12 protein-coding genes are annotated in these 20,351 nt (G+C 57.9%); 5 read left to right on the forward strand and 7 right to left on the reverse strand.

Annotated elements, in window-relative coordinates; all coding sequences use genetic code 11:
- Positions 1-39: 39 nt before the first annotated feature.
- From carB to A9Q02_RS10880, 3 genes are all read right to left on the reverse strand, one after another.
- Positions 40-3,321, reverse strand: a complete 3,282-nt coding sequence (carB, locus tag A9Q02_RS10870) for a carbamoyl-phosphate synthase large subunit (RefSeq protein WP_097653016.1) — start codon at positions 3,319-3,321, stop codon at positions 40-42.
- Positions 3,322-3,507: 186 nt separating this feature from the next.
- Positions 3,508-5,712 carry a Gmad2 immunoglobulin-like domain-containing protein gene (locus A9Q02_RS10875; RefSeq protein ID WP_172450874.1) on the reverse strand — a complete coding sequence of 735 codons (2,205 nt, stop codon included), beginning with the start codon at positions 5,710-5,712 and terminating at the stop codon, positions 3,508-3,510.
- A gap of 96 nt (positions 5,713-5,808) precedes the next feature.
- Complete coding sequence (locus A9Q02_RS10880) at positions 5,809-8,154, reverse strand: S9 family peptidase (RefSeq protein ID WP_097653019.1); 2,346 nt, start codon at positions 8,152-8,154, stop codon at positions 5,809-5,811.
- Positions 8,155-8,726: 572 nt separating this feature from the next.
- On the opposite strand from A9Q02_RS10880, the gene A9Q02_RS10885 reads away from it, so the two are divergent.
- A complete protein-coding gene (locus A9Q02_RS10885) occupies positions 8,727-10,070 on the forward strand; it encodes an LCP family protein (protein WP_172450876.1) in 1,344 nt (447 codons plus the stop codon).
- A gap of 43 nt (positions 10,071-10,113) precedes the next feature.
- Here A9Q02_RS10885 and A9Q02_RS10890 read toward each other — a convergent pair whose 3' ends face one another.
- Positions 10,114-11,151 (reverse strand): phosphodiester glycosidase family protein, encoded by a 1,038-nt coding sequence (locus A9Q02_RS10890; RefSeq protein ID WP_097653022.1) that lies wholly within the window; start codon positions 11,149-11,151, stop codon positions 10,114-10,116.
- 66 nt (positions 11,152-11,217) lie between these two features.
- On the opposite strand from A9Q02_RS10890, the gene A9Q02_RS10895 reads away from it, so the two are divergent.
- The 4 genes from A9Q02_RS10895 (at position 11,218) to proS (ending at position 17,615) form a co-directional block, all read left to right on the forward strand.
- Positions 11,218-13,461, forward strand: a complete 2,244-nt coding sequence (locus tag A9Q02_RS10895) for a CapA family protein (protein ID WP_172450878.1) — start codon at positions 11,218-11,220, stop codon at positions 13,459-13,461.
- Positions 13,462-13,578: 117 nt separating this feature from the next.
- Positions 13,579-15,357 carry an acetyl-CoA carboxylase biotin carboxylase subunit gene (gene accC / locus A9Q02_RS10900; protein WP_097653026.1) on the forward strand — a complete coding sequence of 593 codons (1,779 nt, stop codon included), beginning with the start codon at positions 13,579-13,581 and terminating at the stop codon, positions 15,355-15,357.
- Between the two features lie 168 nt (positions 15,358-15,525).
- On the forward strand, positions 15,526-16,158 hold the full coding sequence (locus A9Q02_RS10905) for a GNAT family N-acetyltransferase (RefSeq protein ID WP_097653028.1): 633 nt from the start codon (positions 15,526-15,528) through the stop codon (positions 16,156-16,158).
- Positions 16,159-16,172: 14 nt separating this feature from the next.
- Positions 16,173-17,615: a proline--tRNA ligase gene (proS, locus tag A9Q02_RS10910; RefSeq protein WP_097653031.1), complete on the forward strand. Its 1,443-nt coding sequence runs from the start codon at positions 16,173-16,175 to the stop codon at positions 17,613-17,615.
- A gap of 45 nt (positions 17,616-17,660) precedes the next feature.
- Here proS and A9Q02_RS10915 read toward each other — a convergent pair whose 3' ends face one another.
- From A9Q02_RS10915 to A9Q02_RS10925, 3 genes are read right to left on the reverse strand one after another with little or no spacing between them, the layout of a single operon-like run.
- Positions 17,661-18,836 carry a methyltransferase gene (locus A9Q02_RS10915; RefSeq protein ID WP_172450880.1) on the reverse strand — a complete coding sequence of 392 codons (1,176 nt, stop codon included), beginning with the start codon at positions 18,834-18,836 and terminating at the stop codon, positions 17,661-17,663.
- On the reverse strand, positions 18,826-19,692 hold the full coding sequence (locus A9Q02_RS10920) for a fructosamine kinase family protein (protein ID WP_245860495.1): 867 nt from the start codon (positions 19,690-19,692) through the stop codon (positions 18,826-18,828). Before A9Q02_RS10920 ends, A9Q02_RS10915 begins: the two co-directional genes overlap by 11 nt.
- A gap of 14 nt (positions 19,693-19,706) precedes the next feature.
- Entirely contained in the window at positions 19,707-20,198 is a 492-nt protein-coding gene (locus A9Q02_RS10925) for a low molecular weight protein-tyrosine-phosphatase (RefSeq protein WP_097653040.1), read from the reverse strand.
- Between the last annotated feature and the right edge of the window lie 153 nt (positions 20,199-20,351).

The raw sequence follows: 20,351 nt of genomic DNA on the forward strand, positions 1-20,351 counted from the left end.
CATTGCGCAGAGATCTAGTAATAGTCAGACATAGCAAGCCTATATGCGCTCCTGCAAGCTATGAACTGTCCAGACATCGTCAGCCAGCGCACGGATAGCCTGCACAGCGGCAGCAGCCCCCGACAGGGTGGTCAGCATTGGTACCCCATAGGTGATCGCGGCACGCCTGATCGCAACTTCGTCAAAGAAACTCGCTTTGCCGAGGGGCGTATTGACAATCAGCGCAATCTCGTTATTCTTGACATAGTCAACCGCGTTCGGTCGCCCTTCGTTCACCTTGTAAATCGAAGTCACCGTCAGGCCGTGCTCGCGCAGAGACGCCGCCGTGCCTCCCGTCGCCAAGAGTTCGAAGCCCATCGCCGCAAGGTCGCGGGCAATCGGGAGCAACGAGGCTTTGTCACGATCATTGACACTCAAAAAGGCCTTCCCACTGAGCGGAAGATCCTGTCCACACCCTAGTTGCGCCTTGGCAAAAGCCTCGCCAAAGGTTGCTCCACTCCCCATAGCTTCCCCCGTCGAGCGCATCTCGGGGCCAAGCAGGGTGTCTACCCCAGGGAACCGCGCCCACGGCAAGACAACTTCTTTGACGTGGTATTTCTGGTTGTGTTCACCCGTGTCAAGCTTGTGACTGATCACCGGCTCGGTCTGACCCGGTACCATAACATGCAGGTACTGATCATCAAGCCGCAGCTGCGCCCCGCCTGCACATTGCGCCGCAATCTGCGCCCACGGTGTCCCCGTCGCTTTGGCGACAAAGGGGATCGTACGCGACGCCCGCGGATTCACTTCCAGCACATAGACAATGCCGTCTTTCATGGCGTACTGAACATTCATCAACCCGACGACTCCAAGCGCCCGAGCCAGTTGAACCGTATAGGTTTGCATCATGGCAACATGTTCCGGGGCCACCATATAGGTTGGAATAACACACGCACTGTCGCCACTATGCACCCCGGCAAGCTCGATCTGCTCCATAATGCCTGCAATCACAACTTCACTGCCATCGGCGACACAATCTACATCCATTTCGAAGGCGTCTTCGAGGAAACGGTCGATCAGGACGGGATGCTCAGGTGAGGCGTCAACCGCTTCGCGCATGTAGCGTTCGAGCGTTTCATCGTCATAGACAATCGCCATGGCCCGCCCTCCCAGCACATACGAGGGCCGAACAACCACCGGGTAGCTGATGGTGCGGGCAACTTCCAGGGCTTCTTCACCCGAGGTGGCACTGCCATGCGCAGGCGCCGGTATGTCAAGCCGCCCGAGCAGCGCCCCAAACCGATCGCGATCCTCGGCAAGGTCAATCGAGTCGGGCGCGGTTCCCCAGATGGGCACACCAGCAGCCTCGAGTGCCCGGGCCAGTTTCAATGGTGTTTGTCCACCAAATTGTACCAGCACACCATCTGGTTCTTCCAGATCAACAATGTTCAGCACATCTTCCAACGTTAATGGCTCAAAATAGAGCCGATCAGCTGTATCATAATCGGTCGAGACTGTTTCTGGGTTACAGTTGACCATAATCGTCTCGTAGCCGATGCTCCGCAAGCCAAAGACGGCGTGGACACAGCAATAGTCAAATTCGATGCCCTGTCCAATCCGATTCGGCCCCGACCCGAGAATGATCACCTTTTTGCGTGTGCTTGGCTCAGCCTCGTCTTCGCTCTCGTAGCTTGAATAGAGATAGGGCGTGAACGCGGGAAACTCGGCGGCACATGTGTCAACCCGGTGAAACGTAGGAAAAATCCCCAACTCTTTGCGGCGCGCTCGTACCGCAAGTTCAGCGTCCCACGCATGCCTCAGTCTCGGCGCACGCAGCAAATAGGCAAGTTGTGCGTCACCAAAGCCCATCCGTTTCGCCTGACGCAGCAGGTCAGCCGGGACATTGCTAAGATCAAAGGCGCGCAGACGGCCTTCGAGGTTGACGATCTGCTCGAACTGTTCCAGGAACCAGGGGTCAATATGGGTCAGAGCATTGATTTGCGCCACATTCATGCCACTCTGCAGCGCGTAGCGCAGATAAAAGTAGCGCTCAGGATTGGGCGTGATCAGCCGCTCGCGCACGCGCTCGGGGTTGATCTGGTCTTTGCCATCGGCCCCCCAACCCAGGCGTCCCTGCTCGAGCGAGCGCCAGGCTTTTTGAAAAGCCTCGGGAAAGGTACGCCCGATCGCCATCACTTCCCCGACCGATTTCATGCTAGTCGTCAGGGTCTGATCGGCTTGCGGGAATTTCTCGAAGGTCCAGCGCGGGATCTTTACCACCACATAGTCAAGCGTTGGTTCAAAACTCGCTGGGGTTTCCCGTGTAATATCATTCGGAAGTTCGTCAAGCGTATAGCCAATCGCGAGCTTGGCGGCAATTTTGGCAATCGGGAAGCCAGTCGCTTTCGAGGCCAGGGCCGATGAACGCGATACCCGCGGATTCATCTCGATCACATAGATGCGCCCGTCGGTCGGGCTAATCGCAAATTGCACATTCGAGCCACCCGTCTCGACACCAACCGCACGCAACACCGCCAATGCCTGATCACGCAGTTGCTGGTATTCACGATCCGTCAACGTCATCGCCGGGGCAACCGTCACCGAGTCACCCGTATGCACGCCCATTGGATCGATATTCTCAATCGAGCAGATGATCACCCCGTTGTCCATTCGGTCGCGCATCACCTCAAGCTCGAATTCCTTCCAGCCGAGCACACTCTCTTCAATCAAGACTTGATTAACTGGTGAAGCATCGAGGCCCCGTTCCACAATTTCTTTGAACTCTTCGAGGTTATACGCAATGCCGCCACCAGCCCCGCCAAGGGTAAACGAAGGGCGAATGATCGCCGGAAAGCCGACTTGACCGATCAGCGCCATGGCTTCATCAACGCTATGCACGGTGCCCGAGCGGGGCACCTGTAACCCGATCTCGATCATCTTGTCTTTGAAGCGCTGGCGATCTTCGGCAATGCGTACCGCTTCGACCGAGGCCCCGATTAACTCAACGCCATAGCGCTCAAGGACGCCAGCCTCGTGCAGGTCTACCGCCAGGTTGAGCGCCGTCTGACCGCCAACCGTCGGCAACAGCGCATCAGGACGCTCGCGGGCAATAATGCGTTCAACACTCGCCACCGTCAGTGGCTCAATGTAGGTTGCATCGGCTAGCCCCGGATCGGTCATAATCGTCGCTGGATTCGAATTGACCAGCACCACACGATAGCCCTCTTCCCGCAAGGCTTTGCACGCCTGAGCACCCGAATAGTCGAACTCACAGGCCTGACCGATCACAATCGGTCCCGACCCGATAATTAAAATAGTAGTAAGATCGTTGCGCCTGGGCATTCTGTGGTCTCGCTCCTCTCGCTGATCGTAGGCACACTCGAGTATGCCTCTGTCGAGGCCGATTATACCATTGCGTCTGCCTCGCTTGTCGCAAGCAAGGCCAGTGGTCTAACCCCTGGCTTTGCTTGCAAATTCTCCTCATCGCAAAAAATGCCAGCAAAGCTGGCATTTTTTTGCGACCATCCATCAAGGTGCCCGTGGCTGTGGTGGCGGGGCCACCACTAACCTGATGCTCGTTTCAGCAAACGGCACCAGCAATCGGTCATTCTGGTCAGCCAACCGTACCGTGATCTCGCCTCCCGCTGGTGGCACCGTAAAGAGCACCGGCCCACTAAAGACAAACCCGATCCCCGGCACCTCGCGGACACTCAATTCGCCTTTACCAAGCTCATTGCCCGCCGCATCTGTGACCGTGTAGACCAGGCGACTCTGAAAAGGTGCCAGCGCTGTCGTGCCATCAAAGATCGCCGGGCTACCCACAACGGTGTCGGTTACCGGTGAGGTGACATTGATGACCTGTTGATCCCCCGCTGGCCCGATACTCGTTGGCGTCGGCGGTTGCGCTCGTGGGTTGACCTGCAACTGCACGATGGCACTCGCGATGATCTGTCCGGCCCCATCGCGATCATAGATCTCGACCGCAATCGCCCCGCCCTGCACCGGCTCGGTAAAGTTCAATGAGGCGGTAAAGGGGACATTGACTTGCCCCGTCTGCCCCGCGACCGGGAAACTACCTTGCCCAAGCGTCTCACGGGTCAGGGTGCGCACGACATAGTAGAGCTCACGGAACTGCGGATAGAGCGCCGCCCGTCCGGTAATGACGACTGGACTGCCAACAGTTGTCCCGGTCGGCGGGGTCTCGATCGTGATCGCTTGGCGCGTCGGCGGTGGAACGGGTGTCGCTGTAGGGGCTGGCGTCGCTGTAGGGGCTGGCGTCGCCGTTGGTGTCGGTGGGCCGGCCACATTCAGCGGCAGCGTCACACTCGTCATCACCTGGCCGGTGTTGGGGTCAAGCTCAAGCAACTCGAGGTTGATCGAACCACCGCCCTGGGGTAGGTTAAAGAAGATCTGGCTATTAAAACGACCACCACCCTCTTGCGAGCCGCTAACGCCAAACTGCCCGGTACCAAGTTGCTGCCCATTAACATCACGTACCCGGAAGGTCAACTGACTGTTGGGTGGCAACTGCACCGTGCGTCCAGCAATCGTCATTGGGCTGCCCACCGTCGTTCCCGCAGGCGGTGACTCGATAATGATGGCCTGCGCTTGCGGTGCGACATTCAGGTCGAGCCGTGCCGAAGCAATAATCTCGTTGGTGCTTGCATTCTGATCGGCAATTTCAATCGTGATCCGTCCACCAGTCACTGGCAAATTAAACGTGACCGACGCATTGAAAATGGCCGGCCCTCCCTCGGCCCCCAGCACCGGGAAGAAACCATTGCCCAGATCACGGCCAGCCGCATCAAAGACCCGGTAGAGCAAGTTGCCCTGGAAGGGGAAACGCGCCGTGCGCCCGGTCAGAGTCACCGGGCTGCCCACAGTCGTCCCTGGTGGCGGTGACTCGACCACGATCGCCTGGGGCGGTGCAACCACCATCACCAACTGGGTACTTGCCACGGCTGGTGCCCCCGGTGCGCCTGGCTCAAGCACTTCGAGCGTCACCGCGCCACCCTCCAGGGGAGGATTGAAGCCAATCGAAGCCGTAAAGCTCCCCTGTCCCTCGGCGGTAACATTCACCGGGAAGACCCCATTGCCAATGATAGTGCCTGCCGCATCACGCATCACAAAGGTCAGACTGTTGCCCGCCGGGGGCACGGTCGTGCGCCCGGCAATTGTTACCGGGCTGCCAACGGTTGTCCCTGGTGGCGGTGAGTCAAGCGTAATCGCCTGGGCCTGTGGCTCAGGGGTTGGTTCCCCTTCCCCCGTCGCGCCATTTGACGGACTCAGATTCACCGAAACCGAGGCAATCGCCATGGTCGAACCATCAGCCGCACTGATCTCTAGCACCTCGATCCGCCCCGGCCCACCCTGCTCAAGGGTGTAGGGGATTTCACCAGCAAAGACGCCTGGGCCCCCCAGATCGTCCTGAAGCGCCTCGGCCGTAAAGAAGCCCTCGGCCAGCAAACCTCCGCCTGGCCCAAAGAGGCGGTAGTTCAGATTGGCCTCAAAGGGCATGATCGTCACATCACCAGTGACCACAATTGGACTGGTTACCGTAGCATCTGTTGTCGGACTCAGTATCGTGATCGTTCGTCGTGGCGGCACGGGCGTCGTCTGCTCAGGGGTTGGGGTCGGAGTGCTTCCCCCAAACCCACAACCACTCAGCAGCAATACAAGCCCCAGCATCACCATCGTCCATCGCCATTGCCACCAGTGTACATATTTGTGCACATGGCACATCGTAGTACCTCACAATCGACAGGTCAACTGCGAAACGACGCTCACAGTTGACCTGTCCTTCAACGTTTGCTCTCACTAACGACCGACTTAACGCAAGTACTGCCGGAACCAACTTACTTGCTCTTGCGCCGCATAGAGTTGATTCTCGTCATCAAAGAGGCCGTGACCCTCACCAAAGAACTTGACCATCCGTGCCGGCACCTTACGATTGACCAATTGCAGATGCAGATTCTCGTTCTGCACAATCGGCAGGAAATCACCCGTACCGTGGAAGGTCAGGACAGGCGTGCGAATACGGCTAACATTGTACGACGGCGAGTCGTTCTGATACTCTTGCGGGATAGTAAAGGGGGGCAACCCCATCAAATGTGGCATCAGCGAGGCATACCCACGGTTCCACTCGGTGATCGTATCAACCAGCGCACACTGCGGATTGGCCGCACTGTAGAGCGTTGGGTGGCGTACAATGCTCTGCAAGGTAAAGTAGCCGCCGTACGAGCACCCCGTAATGCCTACCCTGCCCTGGCGTGTCCACCCACGGCGGATCATCTCGCGCACAATCGCAGCCTGTTCGTCAATATCAATTGCCCCAAAATTGCTGCCATCAGCCAGGCTATTAAAGATCGCTGGCGTATACCCAGGACGCCCCGCTACCGGCGTGACGAGCAAGGCCAAGCCCATACTCGGCAGCAACGCATACGGATCTTCCACATTCGTCAACCACCGATTGATCATCGCTGACCCAGGGCCACCCTGTTGCCACACGATAATCGGCACATTGCGTGGCGGGAAGGCCGCTCCAGCCGGTTGAATCAGCACCCCAACCCGCGTTTGCCCATTTGGCAGCCGGAAACTCACCGGATCCTGGCGGAGATTCGCAAACACGCGCAACTCTTCGCCCACCCAGGTCAGACGGGCCAGACCGCGGCCATCCCAACCCATCCGATAGATGTCGGGCGGCTCGGTAAACGAGGTGTGCGTAAAGACGATCTGGCGGCTACGGTTCGTGGTAAAGACATTGTAATAGGCCCCTGCACGATTCGACAGGTTGCGCACTTCGCCACTGCGTCGGTTGTAGTAATAGACATGGCGATCCGTCCCACGGGCCGCACGGAAGATAAGCTCATCCTGCGAGACCATTTCACCGACGACACTCGCAAAGGCCGCACTGCTAAAGAGATTATTTTCAAACCGCCCTAGTTCACGGAGTTGACGGTCATAGAAACGGTACGAAAGCCGCTCACTGAACTGCAACGCATAGATCGGGTGCGTGCGCCCACGGATGCGTGCCGGGTGCCAAGCCTCGACAAGCAATACCTGACCATCAGGTGACCAGTCGCTCGCAAAGAGCACCGGCGGCGCGGCAGCACCTTTGTCGGGCTGCAAAAGCTGCACGGCACCGCTCACCGTATCCATCACATACGTGTTGTTATTCTGCAACACCGGATTGATCGACGGGGGCAGATTGCCGGTCACGTCACGGTAGACCTCTTCCGAGAGCAGGGCACCATCAAAGATAAAACGCTGATCCTCAAAATCGGCCAATCCATAAATCGAAAACGCCAACTGGTTGCCATCTGGTGTCCAGACGGCACTTGCCAACGCCGAGGCAATATCAATTGTGGTTACATACCGCGAACCCTGGTCAACGGTGTAGAGCAACAGATCAAGCGAGGTTGGCGTAACCGCCACCGTCTCGGTCTCATCACCCTCTTGCATCATCCACATCCGCTGCAACGCGACGGCATGTTGGCGCTGCGCCTGGGCAATCCGTCCCTGCATCGCCGCAGGTGCAACCGGACGATCCGTCACTATCGCACTTGCGGGTCGCGGGTGTCCAATACGCACCCGTACTGGCTTGGAAAAATCCTCCTCGCCCGCTGCTTCCTCAGGAAAGAGTACGAGCAAAAACCGGTTCAGGTCGGGTGAAATCGAGACAAGCCCTGTATCAACAGGCAACCGCAGCGGCATCACGCTCAACTCGAGGGTCGACCGATTGATCCCCAGTTTCACAAACGCATCTTCAGGCTCAAAGGCACGAAGATCAAGCGCGACTGAACCCAGCGTCTCGTTGTCGAGCCACGCAAAATCAGAAAAACCAAGCAAGGGGAGGGGGATAAATGGCCCGAAGAGTTCCGGATCAATAACGACGGTCGATCCATCCTGAATGTTCAAAAAGCCGATCGTCTCATCCGATGTATAAAGAATGGTCTGATCATCGGGACTCACTGGACTTGACGGTACGGTGTAGACAGTCTCACCCTGGAGTCGTGCGATACGCTCAACTTCTTCTTCACTCAAAAGATCCGGCGGACGTTTCTCATCGAAACGAACTGACACAACATTGTTGGGGCCTGTCTGGGCCTGGACAGGCGTCACACTGGCAGCCATTGCCACAATCAGCAGCACGAACATCCATGTGTGGAGACGCATATGCACTCCTTCTTGCACATCAGTCAGCATTGAAATGTGGCTATCATACCAGATTTTGTCAGAAAATGATATACTGAACAGACTACTAAGGTACCTTGCAACCTTGTCTAACCCATCCACGAACAGCAGGATTGTCAGTTATGGAGTGTCGTGAGGCGCAGAGCTTGATCGATGCAGGTGTTCGACCTGGATCTACGAATCAACAGCGAAAACAACTTGGTTTTCATATCGCTCAGTGTCCTGAGTGTCGTGCCTACCTTACAGATATCACGCCCCTAGTGAGCCCACGGCCCGCGCCCACCACCCTGGGCACATCAGTGGCTCACCTCGAAGCGCCGACAGCCCGCCCGCTCGAAAACCCGGCACCAGCCGCATCACCCCTCAGCCCCGACGGGTCGACAACCTACACGGACGTACCCGCACCTCACGCGGACGCGCCAGTGGCCCTGCCGCCCGCAAACCCGGTGCCACTATATGGCGTGACCCCAAACGAGCATGACGCTTCCGATCTCCTCACTTCGCTTCTAATGGATAGCCCTGAACCACCGCCACCACTCAGGCGCCGTCGGGCAGTGTTGTCGCCGCATCGGCGCCCGCCACCCTGGCTTACCTATGTCGTCATAAGTCTGCTTGGTGCCCTGGCCTTGAGCCTGGGCTTCACCGCCGGACGAGTGGCCCGTGCCGCGTATACGATTCGTGAGAATGTAGCGGCCATGCAAGTGGCACCTGCGGCTCCTCGTGCAGTCACACCTGCCCTCGTTGTCCCTACCGAATCTTCGGGCTTTTCAGTGCCAACGTCGCTTGCCACAACAGACGCTGTTGGCACCGAACTATTGCTTCCTTCACCAACGCCGACGCCAGCAGTTGCCATTGCGGCAACCGAAATCGCTATTGCAACAGCCCTGGCGCTGATGACCCCTTCGAGCCTCCCCATCGAAGCGACCGCTGTCCCTTATCTTGCGCCTTCAGTAGAACCAGATGCCGGGCTTGTGATGGTACCTTCACCAACCACTGATCCGGCCCCACCAGACCTGAGTCCGACCCCTATCAGGCTGCCAACCATTGATGGCACGGTGCCACTGCCGACCCTGATCCCAACGATCAATGTGGTGCCAGCAAGCACGCAACCACAACATATTTTGCTGCTTGGCAGCGACCGACGGCCCGGTGAGGGGTGGCAGAATCGGTCTGATGCGATTATGATCGTACGGGTTGAGCCTGATACCCAGCGGATCGCCCTGCTCTCACTCCCTCGCGATCTTATTGTGGAAATCCCGGGCTATGGCTGGGCACGCATCAATGCGATGACGGCCTACAGCGGCCTTGATCCTGGGGCTGGTTCGGGGATCGAGCTTGCCCGCAAAACGGTCAGTAACCTCCTCGATCTCCCCATCGACTATGTCGTACGCGCCGATTTCCAGGCTTTTATGACCGCGATCGATGCAATTGGCGGCATTGAGATCAATGTCGAAACTGAACTCTATGATCCAATGTATCCAACCATTGATTATGGTTATATGGTGGCCCATTTCTTGCCGGGCACACAATGGATGGACGGGTACTCGGCCCTGATCTATAGCCGTATCCGGCATCCCGACAGCGACTATGCGCGCTCACGCCGCCAGCAAGAAGTTATTCAGGCGATTATGAGCCGGGTGCGTGACCAAAATATTATTGTCCAGGCCCAGATGCTTTCTGATTTGAGTACCGCGTTACGCGATCATATGGTGACCGATTTTTCCCTTGAAGAGATGATCGGTCTGGCCTGGGCTTTTCGCAACTTTTCACCTGAAGATGTTGAGCGCTATACTCTCGACGAAAACCTGACCACCGTCGGGCTTCCCGGCGATCAGTATGCCATCACGACCTCATCCTGGGCGCTTCAACTTGTCCGTAGCCAACTCGTTGGGCAGTGATGTGTCAAAACGTAGCGTCTCTGCGTCTTTGCGTCAACACGGATCAACGCACGTACACCCCGATTGCATCAGGGACTGCTCGCGGCGAACCGGGCCAGATCGGTTGCCCGCGCCAGGTCGCCTGCGTTGAGGTGTCGTCGTCACCACCAAGGGCATCCCGGCATCCCATCGCCCGCAATGCCTGCGCCAGCTCGATCCCGGTGATCCCCCGGCTGTTCGCCAGCACGACAAACGAGTGCCCGTTGGGAAGATCACCTACACAGACAGCCGTTTTCGGATAGGTGCCCTGATAGATCATGATCCGCCAGTCGAGTTGCACAAAATCTTCGTTCAACGGGTTAAACGGAAGCTCGCCGTCACCAGGTTCAATGCGCTCAGGATTGGCAATCTTGCCCTCCCAGAGGATCACCGGCCCCCCACCGACAGCCTGCCAACAGGCGGCAAGTGCCGTCGCATCAAAGAGCCCGATCAACGCCCGCTGGTCATAGGTGAGACAGAGCACCCCTCGCCCTGCGTTGACCCGGTGGATCACCCCGTTGATCACAACACTTCCTTCATTGGACGTGCGGACAGCCCCGTGAAAGCCAAAGGCCATCGCGGCGAGCAGTTCCAGACCTTCACGCTGTGCATACGGGGCATTGGCCATCGTCGCCACCGTCGCAAGGTGGCGTTGCCGATCCAACCAGATGGTGTCACCATGCTCATCGCTGCCAGGAAGCGCACCATCGGCCGTAATCAGTTCGAGATGCACCATCTCATCAAGCCGCACAACAATGTAGGCCAGTTCGCCACCACCCACTGGCCGCCGGTACCATTCCACCCGCCCCTCAGCGACCCGCTCTTGTAGGCTGCTGTCACGGTTGAAGGCTTCAAGTTGCTCGTTTGCCGCCGGTTGCATCATTCCAACCACCGCGTTGGCTCGTCCCACCAGCGCGTCTGCCCCTCGCGAACCCTGTTCGGTTGACGCAAACCCCCACCGTGAGAGAGTCGCTCGGCTGCCTGAAAAAGCTTGCACAACCATGACGAGCACGGCAAGTGGGACAAGCAATAGCGCAAGGTACTGTACACGACGAAGACTCATGGGTGTATTATAGAACAAACGCGAATGAGCGGCCTTCCAGTTGAGCCTTGTGGTATTATAGCATGTATGTGCAATAAACACCCTCTCACCAGTCAAAGCCTTATCTTACTCGTCCTTCTTCTGCTGCTCGGGCCACATCCTGTGGCGGCCCAGCGCAGCGACGGACTGGATCTGCCCCTCACCATGGCCAATCAGTGTGGCCATGGTGACGAGATCCATTTCACCTTCGCGGCCACCGGTGATACCTTCCCCCACGAAAATATTCAGGCCGTCGGTGAGCTGCTGGGGTACGATGTGCTCTTTGATGCCGTGCGCCCCTTTTTGCAGGCCGCCGATCTTGCCTATACCAATTTTGATGGCGCGATGCTAGCTGGCGCTGGCTATACCGGCTATCCCGCTTTTAACTATAATCCGGCCCTCGCAACAGCCCTCCGCAATGCCGGGATCGATCTCGTCTCGACCGCCAATAATCATATCCTCGACCGCGGCCCCGAAGGTCTCGATGCAACCCTCGCTGTCCTTGATGCCAATGGTCTTGCCCATCACGGGGCAGTACCCAGTACGGCGACGGAACGCCCGCCCTATCTACCGCTGACCTTGACCCGTGATGGGGTGAGCATAACCATTGGTTTTATCGCGGCGACCTGGGGCACCAATGGCATTCCCGATTCGTTTCAACAAGTCAATTTACTCTATCAGCGCAATGCATATGGCGAACAGGGCGGGGTTCGCCAGAGCGTCCTTGATGCAGTGGCGCAGGCGGCCCGCGAAACCGATCTGGTCATCGTCGCCACCCACTGGGGCTTCGAGTATGAGTTCTATCCCCACGCGAGCCAGATCGAAGCCGCCCAGAGCCTCGCCGCAGCGGGTGCCGATGTGATCCTCGGGGCCCAACCCCATACGTTGCAACCAGTCGATCTGCTGGTCAATGGCGACCGTACAACCCTGGTGATCTATTCGCTCGCCAATTTCCTGGCATCACAGGGGGCCTTTCAGTCGCAGTCGTTTGCCGCAACGTCGGTCATCTTCTATGTCGGCCTCGCCCGTGCCAGCGATGGAACCGTCCGTATCACCGGGTATCGCTATCTGCCGACGATCCATATCGAGGCCGATACGCGACCGGCCCCATTGCGCCCCGGTGAAGACGAGCGGGTAATGAACCATGTGCGCACCATCATGCGCGATCCCACCGGCATACGCCAGGTTCCTGCATTGCCACCTGAACCCGGAACACGCATTGAGGTCTGCCCAGAGGTGCGTCTGGCCGAGGTGCCAAGACATCCCATCCCCGGCGATTTCGCGCAGCATTATCAGACCCTTGGAGGCCTCGCACCCCGCCCACTGACCGATGCCATTGCTGTTCTTGGCTTGCCTCTCGGTGACATCACACATGAGCCAGGAGGTGATTGCGCCACGACTGTGCCCGTGTTCTACACTGAGCGCCAACGCCTCGAATGGCACGCCCAACAGCCCTGGCCCTATCGGGTCGTCGGTACGCAGCTTGGTACCGCAACCTTCCAGCGGCGCTATCCTGGTCTGCCGGTCGAGCGCCGTACCGATCTTGAGGCCCGTGATGCGTTTGCTGATCCCCGTTTTCGTGCTTTTTATCTGGAGTATGGCGGATTGAATATCTTTGGCTATCCAATTAGTGGTTCGCTCAATGAAGACCATCCGACGACTGGGGTTCCGACAACGGTACAGTATTTTGAACGTGCGCGCTTTGAACTGGCAACCGGTGTGTCTCCCGATGCCCCGCTCTCTGATCAGGTGCGCGCAGGGTTGCTTGGGGCCGAACTTCGTGCCCTCGGCGGCGCTGCGATGCTCTGTCCACATCTCGGTCAACTACCGACCCCAGGAGCAGTGAGTCAACCTGTCGCCCCTGCTTCACCGTTACCAGACACGGCTGTGGTGCAACCAGGTTCTGATGGGCTCGTTGAAATCCTTGCTCAGGCAACCGCAGGTTCACCCGGCTGGTTTGCGTTTGTGGTGATTGCAGGGCTCGTCATTGCGCTCATCGCCTTGATCGTCATGGCTATCAACGATTGGCAGAACTACCGCCGCCGTCTGAGTCGGCAGGGCTATCGCCATCGCCGCACGGCCCACGAACGGTTTGCGGCTTCAACAGCACCTCCCGATCCAGCGCAACCTCTTGCTGAGGATGGCTTGCCCACCGTTGAGACTGGTACGACGCGCCGTGTTCCCGTGCGCCCATCCTCCCCGAAAGGCTCGACGCCACCCGCGCCTCCTCCTCACCCCAGGTCGGATGATGATGATGATGATCTCTTGAAGGAGTTGCTTGGACGGCAGTAGTTTCTGGTAACATGATCAGCGTCTTTTGTAACACGATCTGGTATGCTAACATTGGCCTGGCGTTGTGGCCTTGCCGTAGCGCCGGGGTAGTCGCATTGAATGCAACGGTCTAATCCTATGTTTGACACAGTACTGATTGCGAACCGCGGTGAAATTGCCATTCGTGTCATGCGTGCCTGCCGTGAACTTGGCATGCGTGCTGTTGCCGTCTATTCCGAGGCCGACCGTGATGCACCCCACGTGGCCTATGCCGATGCCGCCTATTTGCTCGGGCCCGCTCCTTCCTCTGAAAGCTATTTGAACATTCCACGCCTGATCGAGGTTGCGCGCGAAGCCGGGGCCGGGGCCATCCATCCTGGCTATGGGTTTCTCGCCGAGAACCCTGATTTCGCCCGCGCTGTCGCCGAGGCTGGTATGGTTTTTGTTGGTCCCCCCCCCGAGGCGATGGAACGCATGGGCGGCAAGACGGCCGCCCGCAGTGAGGCGACCGCCGCTGGGGTGCCCGTGGTGCCCGGTACACTTGAACCCCTCGATGACCTCGCCGAGATTAGTCGCCTCGCCGATGAGTTCGGCTATCCTATCGCAATCAAGGCGGTGGGCGGCGGTGGCGGTCGTGGCCTCCGTGTTGTCCGCGCCGCCAGCGAGATTAGCGATGCCTTCGCAAGCGCTCGCCGCGAGGCTGAAACGTCGTTCAAGAATAGCGCCCTCTATGTCGAAAAATATTTGCCTTCGCCTCGCCATATCGAAATTCAGATCCTCGCTGATACCCACGGCAATGTGGTTCATCTCGGCGAACGTGATTGCTCGATCCAGCGCCGCCATCAAAAACTGATCGAAGAGTCGCCCTCGCCTGCCCTTACTCCCGAATTGCGCCTCGAGATGGGCCAGGCCGCTGTGCGCCTCGCCAAAGCCGTCAACTATTTCAGCGCTGGCACGCTCGAGTTTCTCTTCCAGGATGGCGAGTACTATTTCCTGGAAATGAATACCCGCATCCAGGTCGAACATACTGTCACCGAGATGGTCTATGGCGTTGACCTCGTCAAGGCGCAGTTGCGCATCGCACGCGGCGAGCCACTCTGGATGCGCCAGGAAGATCTGACGCCCCGTGGCCACGCGATCGAGTGCCGGATCAATGCCGAAGATCCCCTCCATAATTTCCGCCCTGCCCTCGGGACCATCACGACCTATCACGAACCTTCAGGCCTCGGTGTGCGCGTGGATAGCGGCGTCCGGCCCAACTATACGATCCCTGAGTACTACGACTCGCTCCTGGCGAAACTCGTTGTCTGGGCTGAAACTCGCCCCGAGGCAATTAGCCGTGGTCTGCGCGCCCTCGCTGAGTATGACCTTGGTGGCGTTGCGACAACAATTCCTTTCCATCGCGCTGCCCTTGGTCATCCTGTGTTTGCTAGCGGCACCGATATCAGTGTCAATTTCATTGCCCAACATCCTGAACTTGTTGAAACCGCCCGTGCCCTCAGTGCCTCGCTTGAACCCGTTGAAGCCGATGCTGCGGCTGAGCCACGTACCTTTACCGTTGAGGTCAATCATCGCCGCTTCGGGGTCAAGGTCTTTGGGGTCGGCGCCCTCGCTGCTGCCCCGGCATCCGGTGCGGCACCGACTCGTACTGGCAAACCCGTCGGCAAAGCCAAGAAGGCTACCGGAGGGCCAAAGGTTGATGGCGTGATCAGCCCGATCCAGGGCCGTGTCGCTGCGGTGCGCGCTGAACCCGGCCAGCAGGTCGAGGCTGGTCAGGTGCTCTTTATTATTGAAGCCATGAAGATGGAAAATGAGATCACGGCCCCCCACGCCGGGACAATCGCAGAAGTACGGGTGCAGGTCGGCGCAACAATTGAAACGGGTGGGGTGCTCGCGACCTACGCAGCCCATGCATAAGCTGCCGGCTAGGGGTTTGGGGACCTACAGTCCCCGAAAATTCGCTTGTGCTGATGTAAATCGCGCACGAAACTGGCAGTTTGCGCCAGCACAAGCATGGGTTTTTCGGGCGCTAGCCCGTAACGTAAGGCATATGGGGCAAGCCCCATCTGGTAGGTTCCTGAACGTATGTTGCACGATCCTGTAACGCTTCAGGTTGCGACCATTGACGATCTTCAGCCGCTGGCCGAACTGGTCGCCCAACTTCATCAGCATGAACTTCCCGGTTACCTGCACAGCTCTCTGGCTGGGCAGGTACCGTTGTTCCGTTATCTGCTCGCCCACGAGTTTCAAGATGGTACACGGGGGCGTTTTCTCTTTCGTGATGAACACGGTACCCCAGTGAGCACGGCCAGTATCCGGCTTCCTGACGATCCGATGTTTTCGCCGCTGCCCTCGAAGCTCTTTTCGACAGCCCTGCATACGTTGGGCGTTGCCGATACGCTGCGTTTCTTCTGGACAATGGTGCGGGGTTCGCTCTTTGCCGATCCACCCTTGCAACAGGGTGAGAGCTTTATGTATAGTGTGGTGGTGAGCCAGACGATGCGCAGCCGGGGCATTGGTACCGCAATGATGCACCAGATGGAAGCCTATGCCCGCGCTGAAGGCGCAACGTCAACGATGCTCCGTGTTATTATTGGCAATACGCAGGCGCGCCATTTTTACCTCAAGCTTGGCTATGAGGTCGTGAGCCGTACACCCGCCTGGGCCGACCATGTGATCTTGCCAAGTGAGTTGCTGCGCAAAGACGTAGCCAGTTGAAGGAATCCAAACCTATGCCCAAAGAGACAATTACAACCCGTGCCCTTGATTATAACCAGTGGTACCTTGATATTGTCCGTGAAGCCGATCTCGCTGAGGCAGCCGAAGTCGTGCGTGGCTGCATCGTCTTTAAGGCGACAGGGTACGCGATCTGGGAAATGATGCAACGTGAACTCGATAACCGGATCAAGGCCACCGGTCACGAGAATATCTATTTTCCATTGCTGATTCCCAAGAGTTTTATTATGAAGGAGGCTGAGCACGTTGATGGCTTTGCCCCCGAGGTCGCTGAGGTGACCCGCGCCGGCGGTGAAGAATTGGCTGAACCCTATGTGATTCGTCCGACGAGCGAGACGATCATTGGCTATTTCTATAGCAAATGGGTGCGCTCGTACCGCGATCTGCCTCTGCTTTACAATCAGTGGTGCAATGTGATGCGCTGGGAGATGCGCACCCGTCCCTTTTTACGTACCGCCGAGTTCCTCTGGCAAGAAGGCCATACCGCCCACGTTGATGAGGCCGAGGCCGAGGCCGAGACGCTCCGTATTCTCTTCGATGTCTATGCCGATTTCGCCGAGCAGGTGATGGCGGTGCCCGTCATCCGTGGCCTCAAAACCGAAAAAGAGAAGTTCCCCGGTGCTCTGCGTTCGTATTGCATCGAGGCGATGATGCAGGATGGCCGCGCCCTGCAGTCCGGTACCTCGCATAACCTCGGCCAGAACTTTGCACGGGCCTTTGATATTACCTTTACCGATCAGCATAATACGATCCAACATTGCTGGACAACAAGCTGGGGCGTTTCGACCCGTCTCATCGGGGCGCTTATTATGACCCACTCCGACGACGAGGGACTGGTCTTGCCGCCTCGCCTCGCCCCAATCCAGGTCGTGCTGGTGCCGATCTATAAGAATGAGGACGAACGGGCCAAGGTGATGGAGGCGGTTGACCGCCTGACCGCCGACTGGAAGGGCCGCCTCCGCTTTAAGGTTGACGACCGCGATAATTTCACCCCTGGCTATAAGTTCAATGAGTGGGAACTCAAGGGCGTGCCGATCCGGGTTGAGGTTGGCCCGAAAGATGTCGAAAAGGGGAGTGTCGCGGTCGCACGCCGTGATATGCCCGGCAAAGCCGGCAAGCAGTTTGTGCCCCAAGTTGGCCTGACCGACTATCTGCTCACGCTGCTCGAAGCAATCCAGGTAGCCCTCTTCGAGCGAGCCCTTGCCTTCCGCAGTGACCGTACCGCCACGGTTACCACCTATGACGAGCTCAAAGCCCAGATTGAACGTGGGTTTGCCCTCGCCTACTGGGATGGCACCACCGAAGACGAGAAACGCATCCAGGACGAAACCCGGGCAACGATTCGCTGCATCCCCCTCGACCAGTCTGATGCCCCAGGCATCTGTGTCTATACCGGGCGACCAACTACACGCCAGGTCATCTTTGCCCGCGCATATTAACCGGTCGGGGCACGGCGGCGGTCGGGGCACGGCGCTGCCGTGCCCCTACGATCCCGCCAAAACTCGATACCCTTCGCACGCTGCCGCAACCGTTACCGTGTCAAAATGCGCCTGCATCACGCGCTCGTAGGGTAAAAAACGATTGGCAACAATCAACAAGGTGCCCCCTGGGAGCAGGACGCTCCGTGCCTCACGCAGAAATGCCTCGGCCATCGCGGTGTCAATCGTTTTGCCCGTGTGAAAGGGCGGATTGCTGAGAATGAGATCGTATGCGTTCCCCAAGACCGCTTCAAGCCCATCACTTGGACGCACCGCTATCTGACTCAACGCAAGGCGTTCCACATTCTCATGGGCCGCCGCAAGCGCCAGCAGATTCACGTCAACGAGATCGACCTGTTTCGCGCCAAGTTGTGCCGCCGCGATGCCGATCACTCCGTAGCCGCATCCGACATCAAGCACGCGCTTGCCGGTACACCGTGATCCGAGCTGGCTCAACAAAAAGGCCGTCCCTGCATCGAGGTGCTCAGCACTGAAGACGCCTGGCAAGCTGACCAGTTCGCAGGTCCCTCCTGGGAGATCGACCGTGAGCGGCATCCAACTTCCCGGCATAATCCCTGGCAACGTCGTCCAGGCCGGTGGCGCGGCAAGAGGCTGCATGCGATGTGCCTCAGCGACACGACACCCTTTCCCATAACCAAGAACATGCATCTTCCCGGTTAAGGCCTGCGCGTCGGCAATCAGTGAGCGCACGCCGCTCGCCTGAGCCCCGACGATATTCAGTATGCCCTCGGGCCGCAGGTAGGCTTGCGCTTCGAGCAACCAGCGCCGCCCCAGGGCGCGACTCTTCGGGCTGAACAGAATGACCCGGTCAAACGCCTCAGTCACAGCAGGGAGCGCATTGTTCGCACCACGTAGCTCAACTCCGCTGACTTGATTAGCTGCAAAGGTCAGCTGCGCCATCCGTAGCGCAATCAGATCGTTCTCGATGAGTACCAGGTGCCCTCGGGTGAGGTGACGGGCCAGCACAACACCAAGCGCGCCATGGCCTGCCCCCATCAGCAAGACACGTTCCGTCGCGGCTGGACGAATCAGGTTTGCCGCAAGCTCCGAGGCCTCAAGCAGCAAATGGGCCGCCGCAAGCCCTGGCTTGCTTGCCACCTCGACCATCGTGCCAGCCAGATCCGCCTGAAAAAAGAAGGGGGCGTGGTAGTTAGCCGACATAACGCCGTACAATCTGATCAACCTGAGTTGCATACCCCAGCCCAAACAGGTTCAAGTGGTTGAGCAAATGATAGAGATTATAGAGATCCCGGCGTTCGGCGTAGCCTGGTTCGAGCGGCCACGCAGCCTGATACGCCGCATAAAAGCGCGGCCCAAAACCACCAAACAACTCGGTATACGCCAGTTCCGCTTCACGGTGACTAAACGAAACCGCAGGATCGATCAAAATCGGGGTGCCGTCAGCCAGGCCCACGAGGTTGCCACTCCAAAGATCACCATGGATCAGCGCCGGTTCGCCAGGAATCGCAAGCCATTCTTCGATGCGCGAGACAAGGCGTTCGAGCGCAGCATGACGCGACGTGGTCAAGAAACCATTGGCTACCGCCAGTTTGATTTGGGGTAACAGACGGCATTCGCGAAAAAACGTTGGCCACGAAGGCGTCCAGCTATTTACCTGCGGCGTACCCCCAAGAAAATTGTCCTGTTCCAGCCCAAATGCCGCCTGGGTCGTACGGTGCAGTTGGGCCAGGTTGGTTCCAAGCACGGCCTGATCAGGTTCCATGCCGTTGCTCGTGATCCATTCACTCAACACAAAGGCAATGCCGCATGTGCCATCATCAGCGGCAACAACCTGCGGCACACGGACACAACCTGCGTCCGCGAGGCGACGCAACCCATCCGCCTCGGCAGCAACCATTGCCCGCGCAGGCCCACGGGTCGCCCACTTCAATGCATAACTCACACCCTGCGTATGCACTCGTGTGAGCTGCGCACCAAAACTTCCTCCCATTGGGGTCACGGTTATCAGCGGTGCCCCGAGCCGTTGCTCGATTACCGCCTGAAGTTGATCAGGCATATGCATAGACACCCTCAAAACCCTCGTTCAGCACGAATATGGACGAGCAGGGCGCGACAGCCTTTTTCAACAAGTTCATACACGTGCTCAAAAGCACCACTATAGTATGGATCGGGCACTTCACCCCCAGAAATATCAGGGCTATCGGTAACATAATCGAGCAAAAGACGGGTTCGTTCGCGCGCTGCAGGCTGACTTTGTGTGATCGTGGCAATATTTTCACGATCCATTGCAACAATATAATCAAAGGTCGTGCTATCTTCGTTCTTCAGACGACGTGCGCGCTGATCGCCAACGTCAATCCCGTGTCGCTTCAAGACCGCACTCGTTGCATAATGCGGGGCCTCACCAGCATGCCATCCACCTGTTCCCGCCGAGTCAATCACAAAAGCATCCTCTAACCCTGCTTCAAGAACAAGGTGGCGAAAGAGCGCTTCGGCCATTGGCGAACGACAAATATTGCCCATACAAACAAATAAAACCCGCACAGGCTGCTCTGAACTCATCGTTGACTCCTGCAAGATATTTGACAACCGGGAATATCTCCCCTATAATTGTCCGTATTGTAAAACATAGTTGTGACATCCGCTCTGGTTTGACCTTCCAGTATAATACATCATCTTTCTACATGATGAGGACGGAGAACCAGCCACCTGGTA

This window comes from Candidatus Chloroploca asiatica, assembly GCF_002532075.1.
Taxonomy (GTDB): Bacteria; Chloroflexota; Chloroflexia; order Chloroflexales; family Chloroflexaceae; genus Chloroploca; species Chloroploca asiatica.

Coding starts and splice junctions, on each gene's coding strand:
- A9Q02_RS10915 (WP_172450880.1), bottom strand. CDS start 18,836: ATGTCGGCTAACTACCACGCCCCCTTCTTTTTTCAGGCGGATCTGGCT.
- A9Q02_RS10895 (WP_172450878.1), top strand. CDS start 11,218: ATGTGCAATAAACACCCTCTCACCAGTCAAAGCCTTATCTTACTCGTC.
- A9Q02_RS10920 (WP_245860495.1), bottom strand. CDS start 19,692: ATGCCTGATCAACTTCAGGCGGTAATCGAGCAACGGCTCGGGGCACCG.
- carB (WP_097653016.1), bottom strand. CDS start 3,321: ATGCCCAGGCGCAACGATCTTACTACTATTTTAATTATCGGGTCGGGA.
- proS (WP_097653031.1), top strand. CDS start 16,173: ATGCCCAAAGAGACAATTACAACCCGTGCCCTTGATTATAACCAGTGG.
- A9Q02_RS10890 (WP_097653022.1), bottom strand. CDS start 11,151: ATGAGTCTTCGTCGTGTACAGTACCTTGCGCTATTGCTTGTCCCACTT.
- A9Q02_RS10925 (WP_097653040.1), bottom strand. CDS start 20,198: ATGAGTTCAGAGCAGCCTGTGCGGGTTTTATTTGTTTGTATGGGCAAT.
- accC (WP_097653026.1), top strand. CDS start 13,579: ATGTTTGACACAGTACTGATTGCGAACCGCGGTGAAATTGCCATTCGT.
- A9Q02_RS10880 (WP_097653019.1), bottom strand. CDS start 8,154: ATGCGTCTCCACACATGGATGTTCGTGCTGCTGATTGTGGCAATGGCT.
- A9Q02_RS10905 (WP_097653028.1), top strand. CDS start 15,526: ATGTTGCACGATCCTGTAACGCTTCAGGTTGCGACCATTGACGATCTT.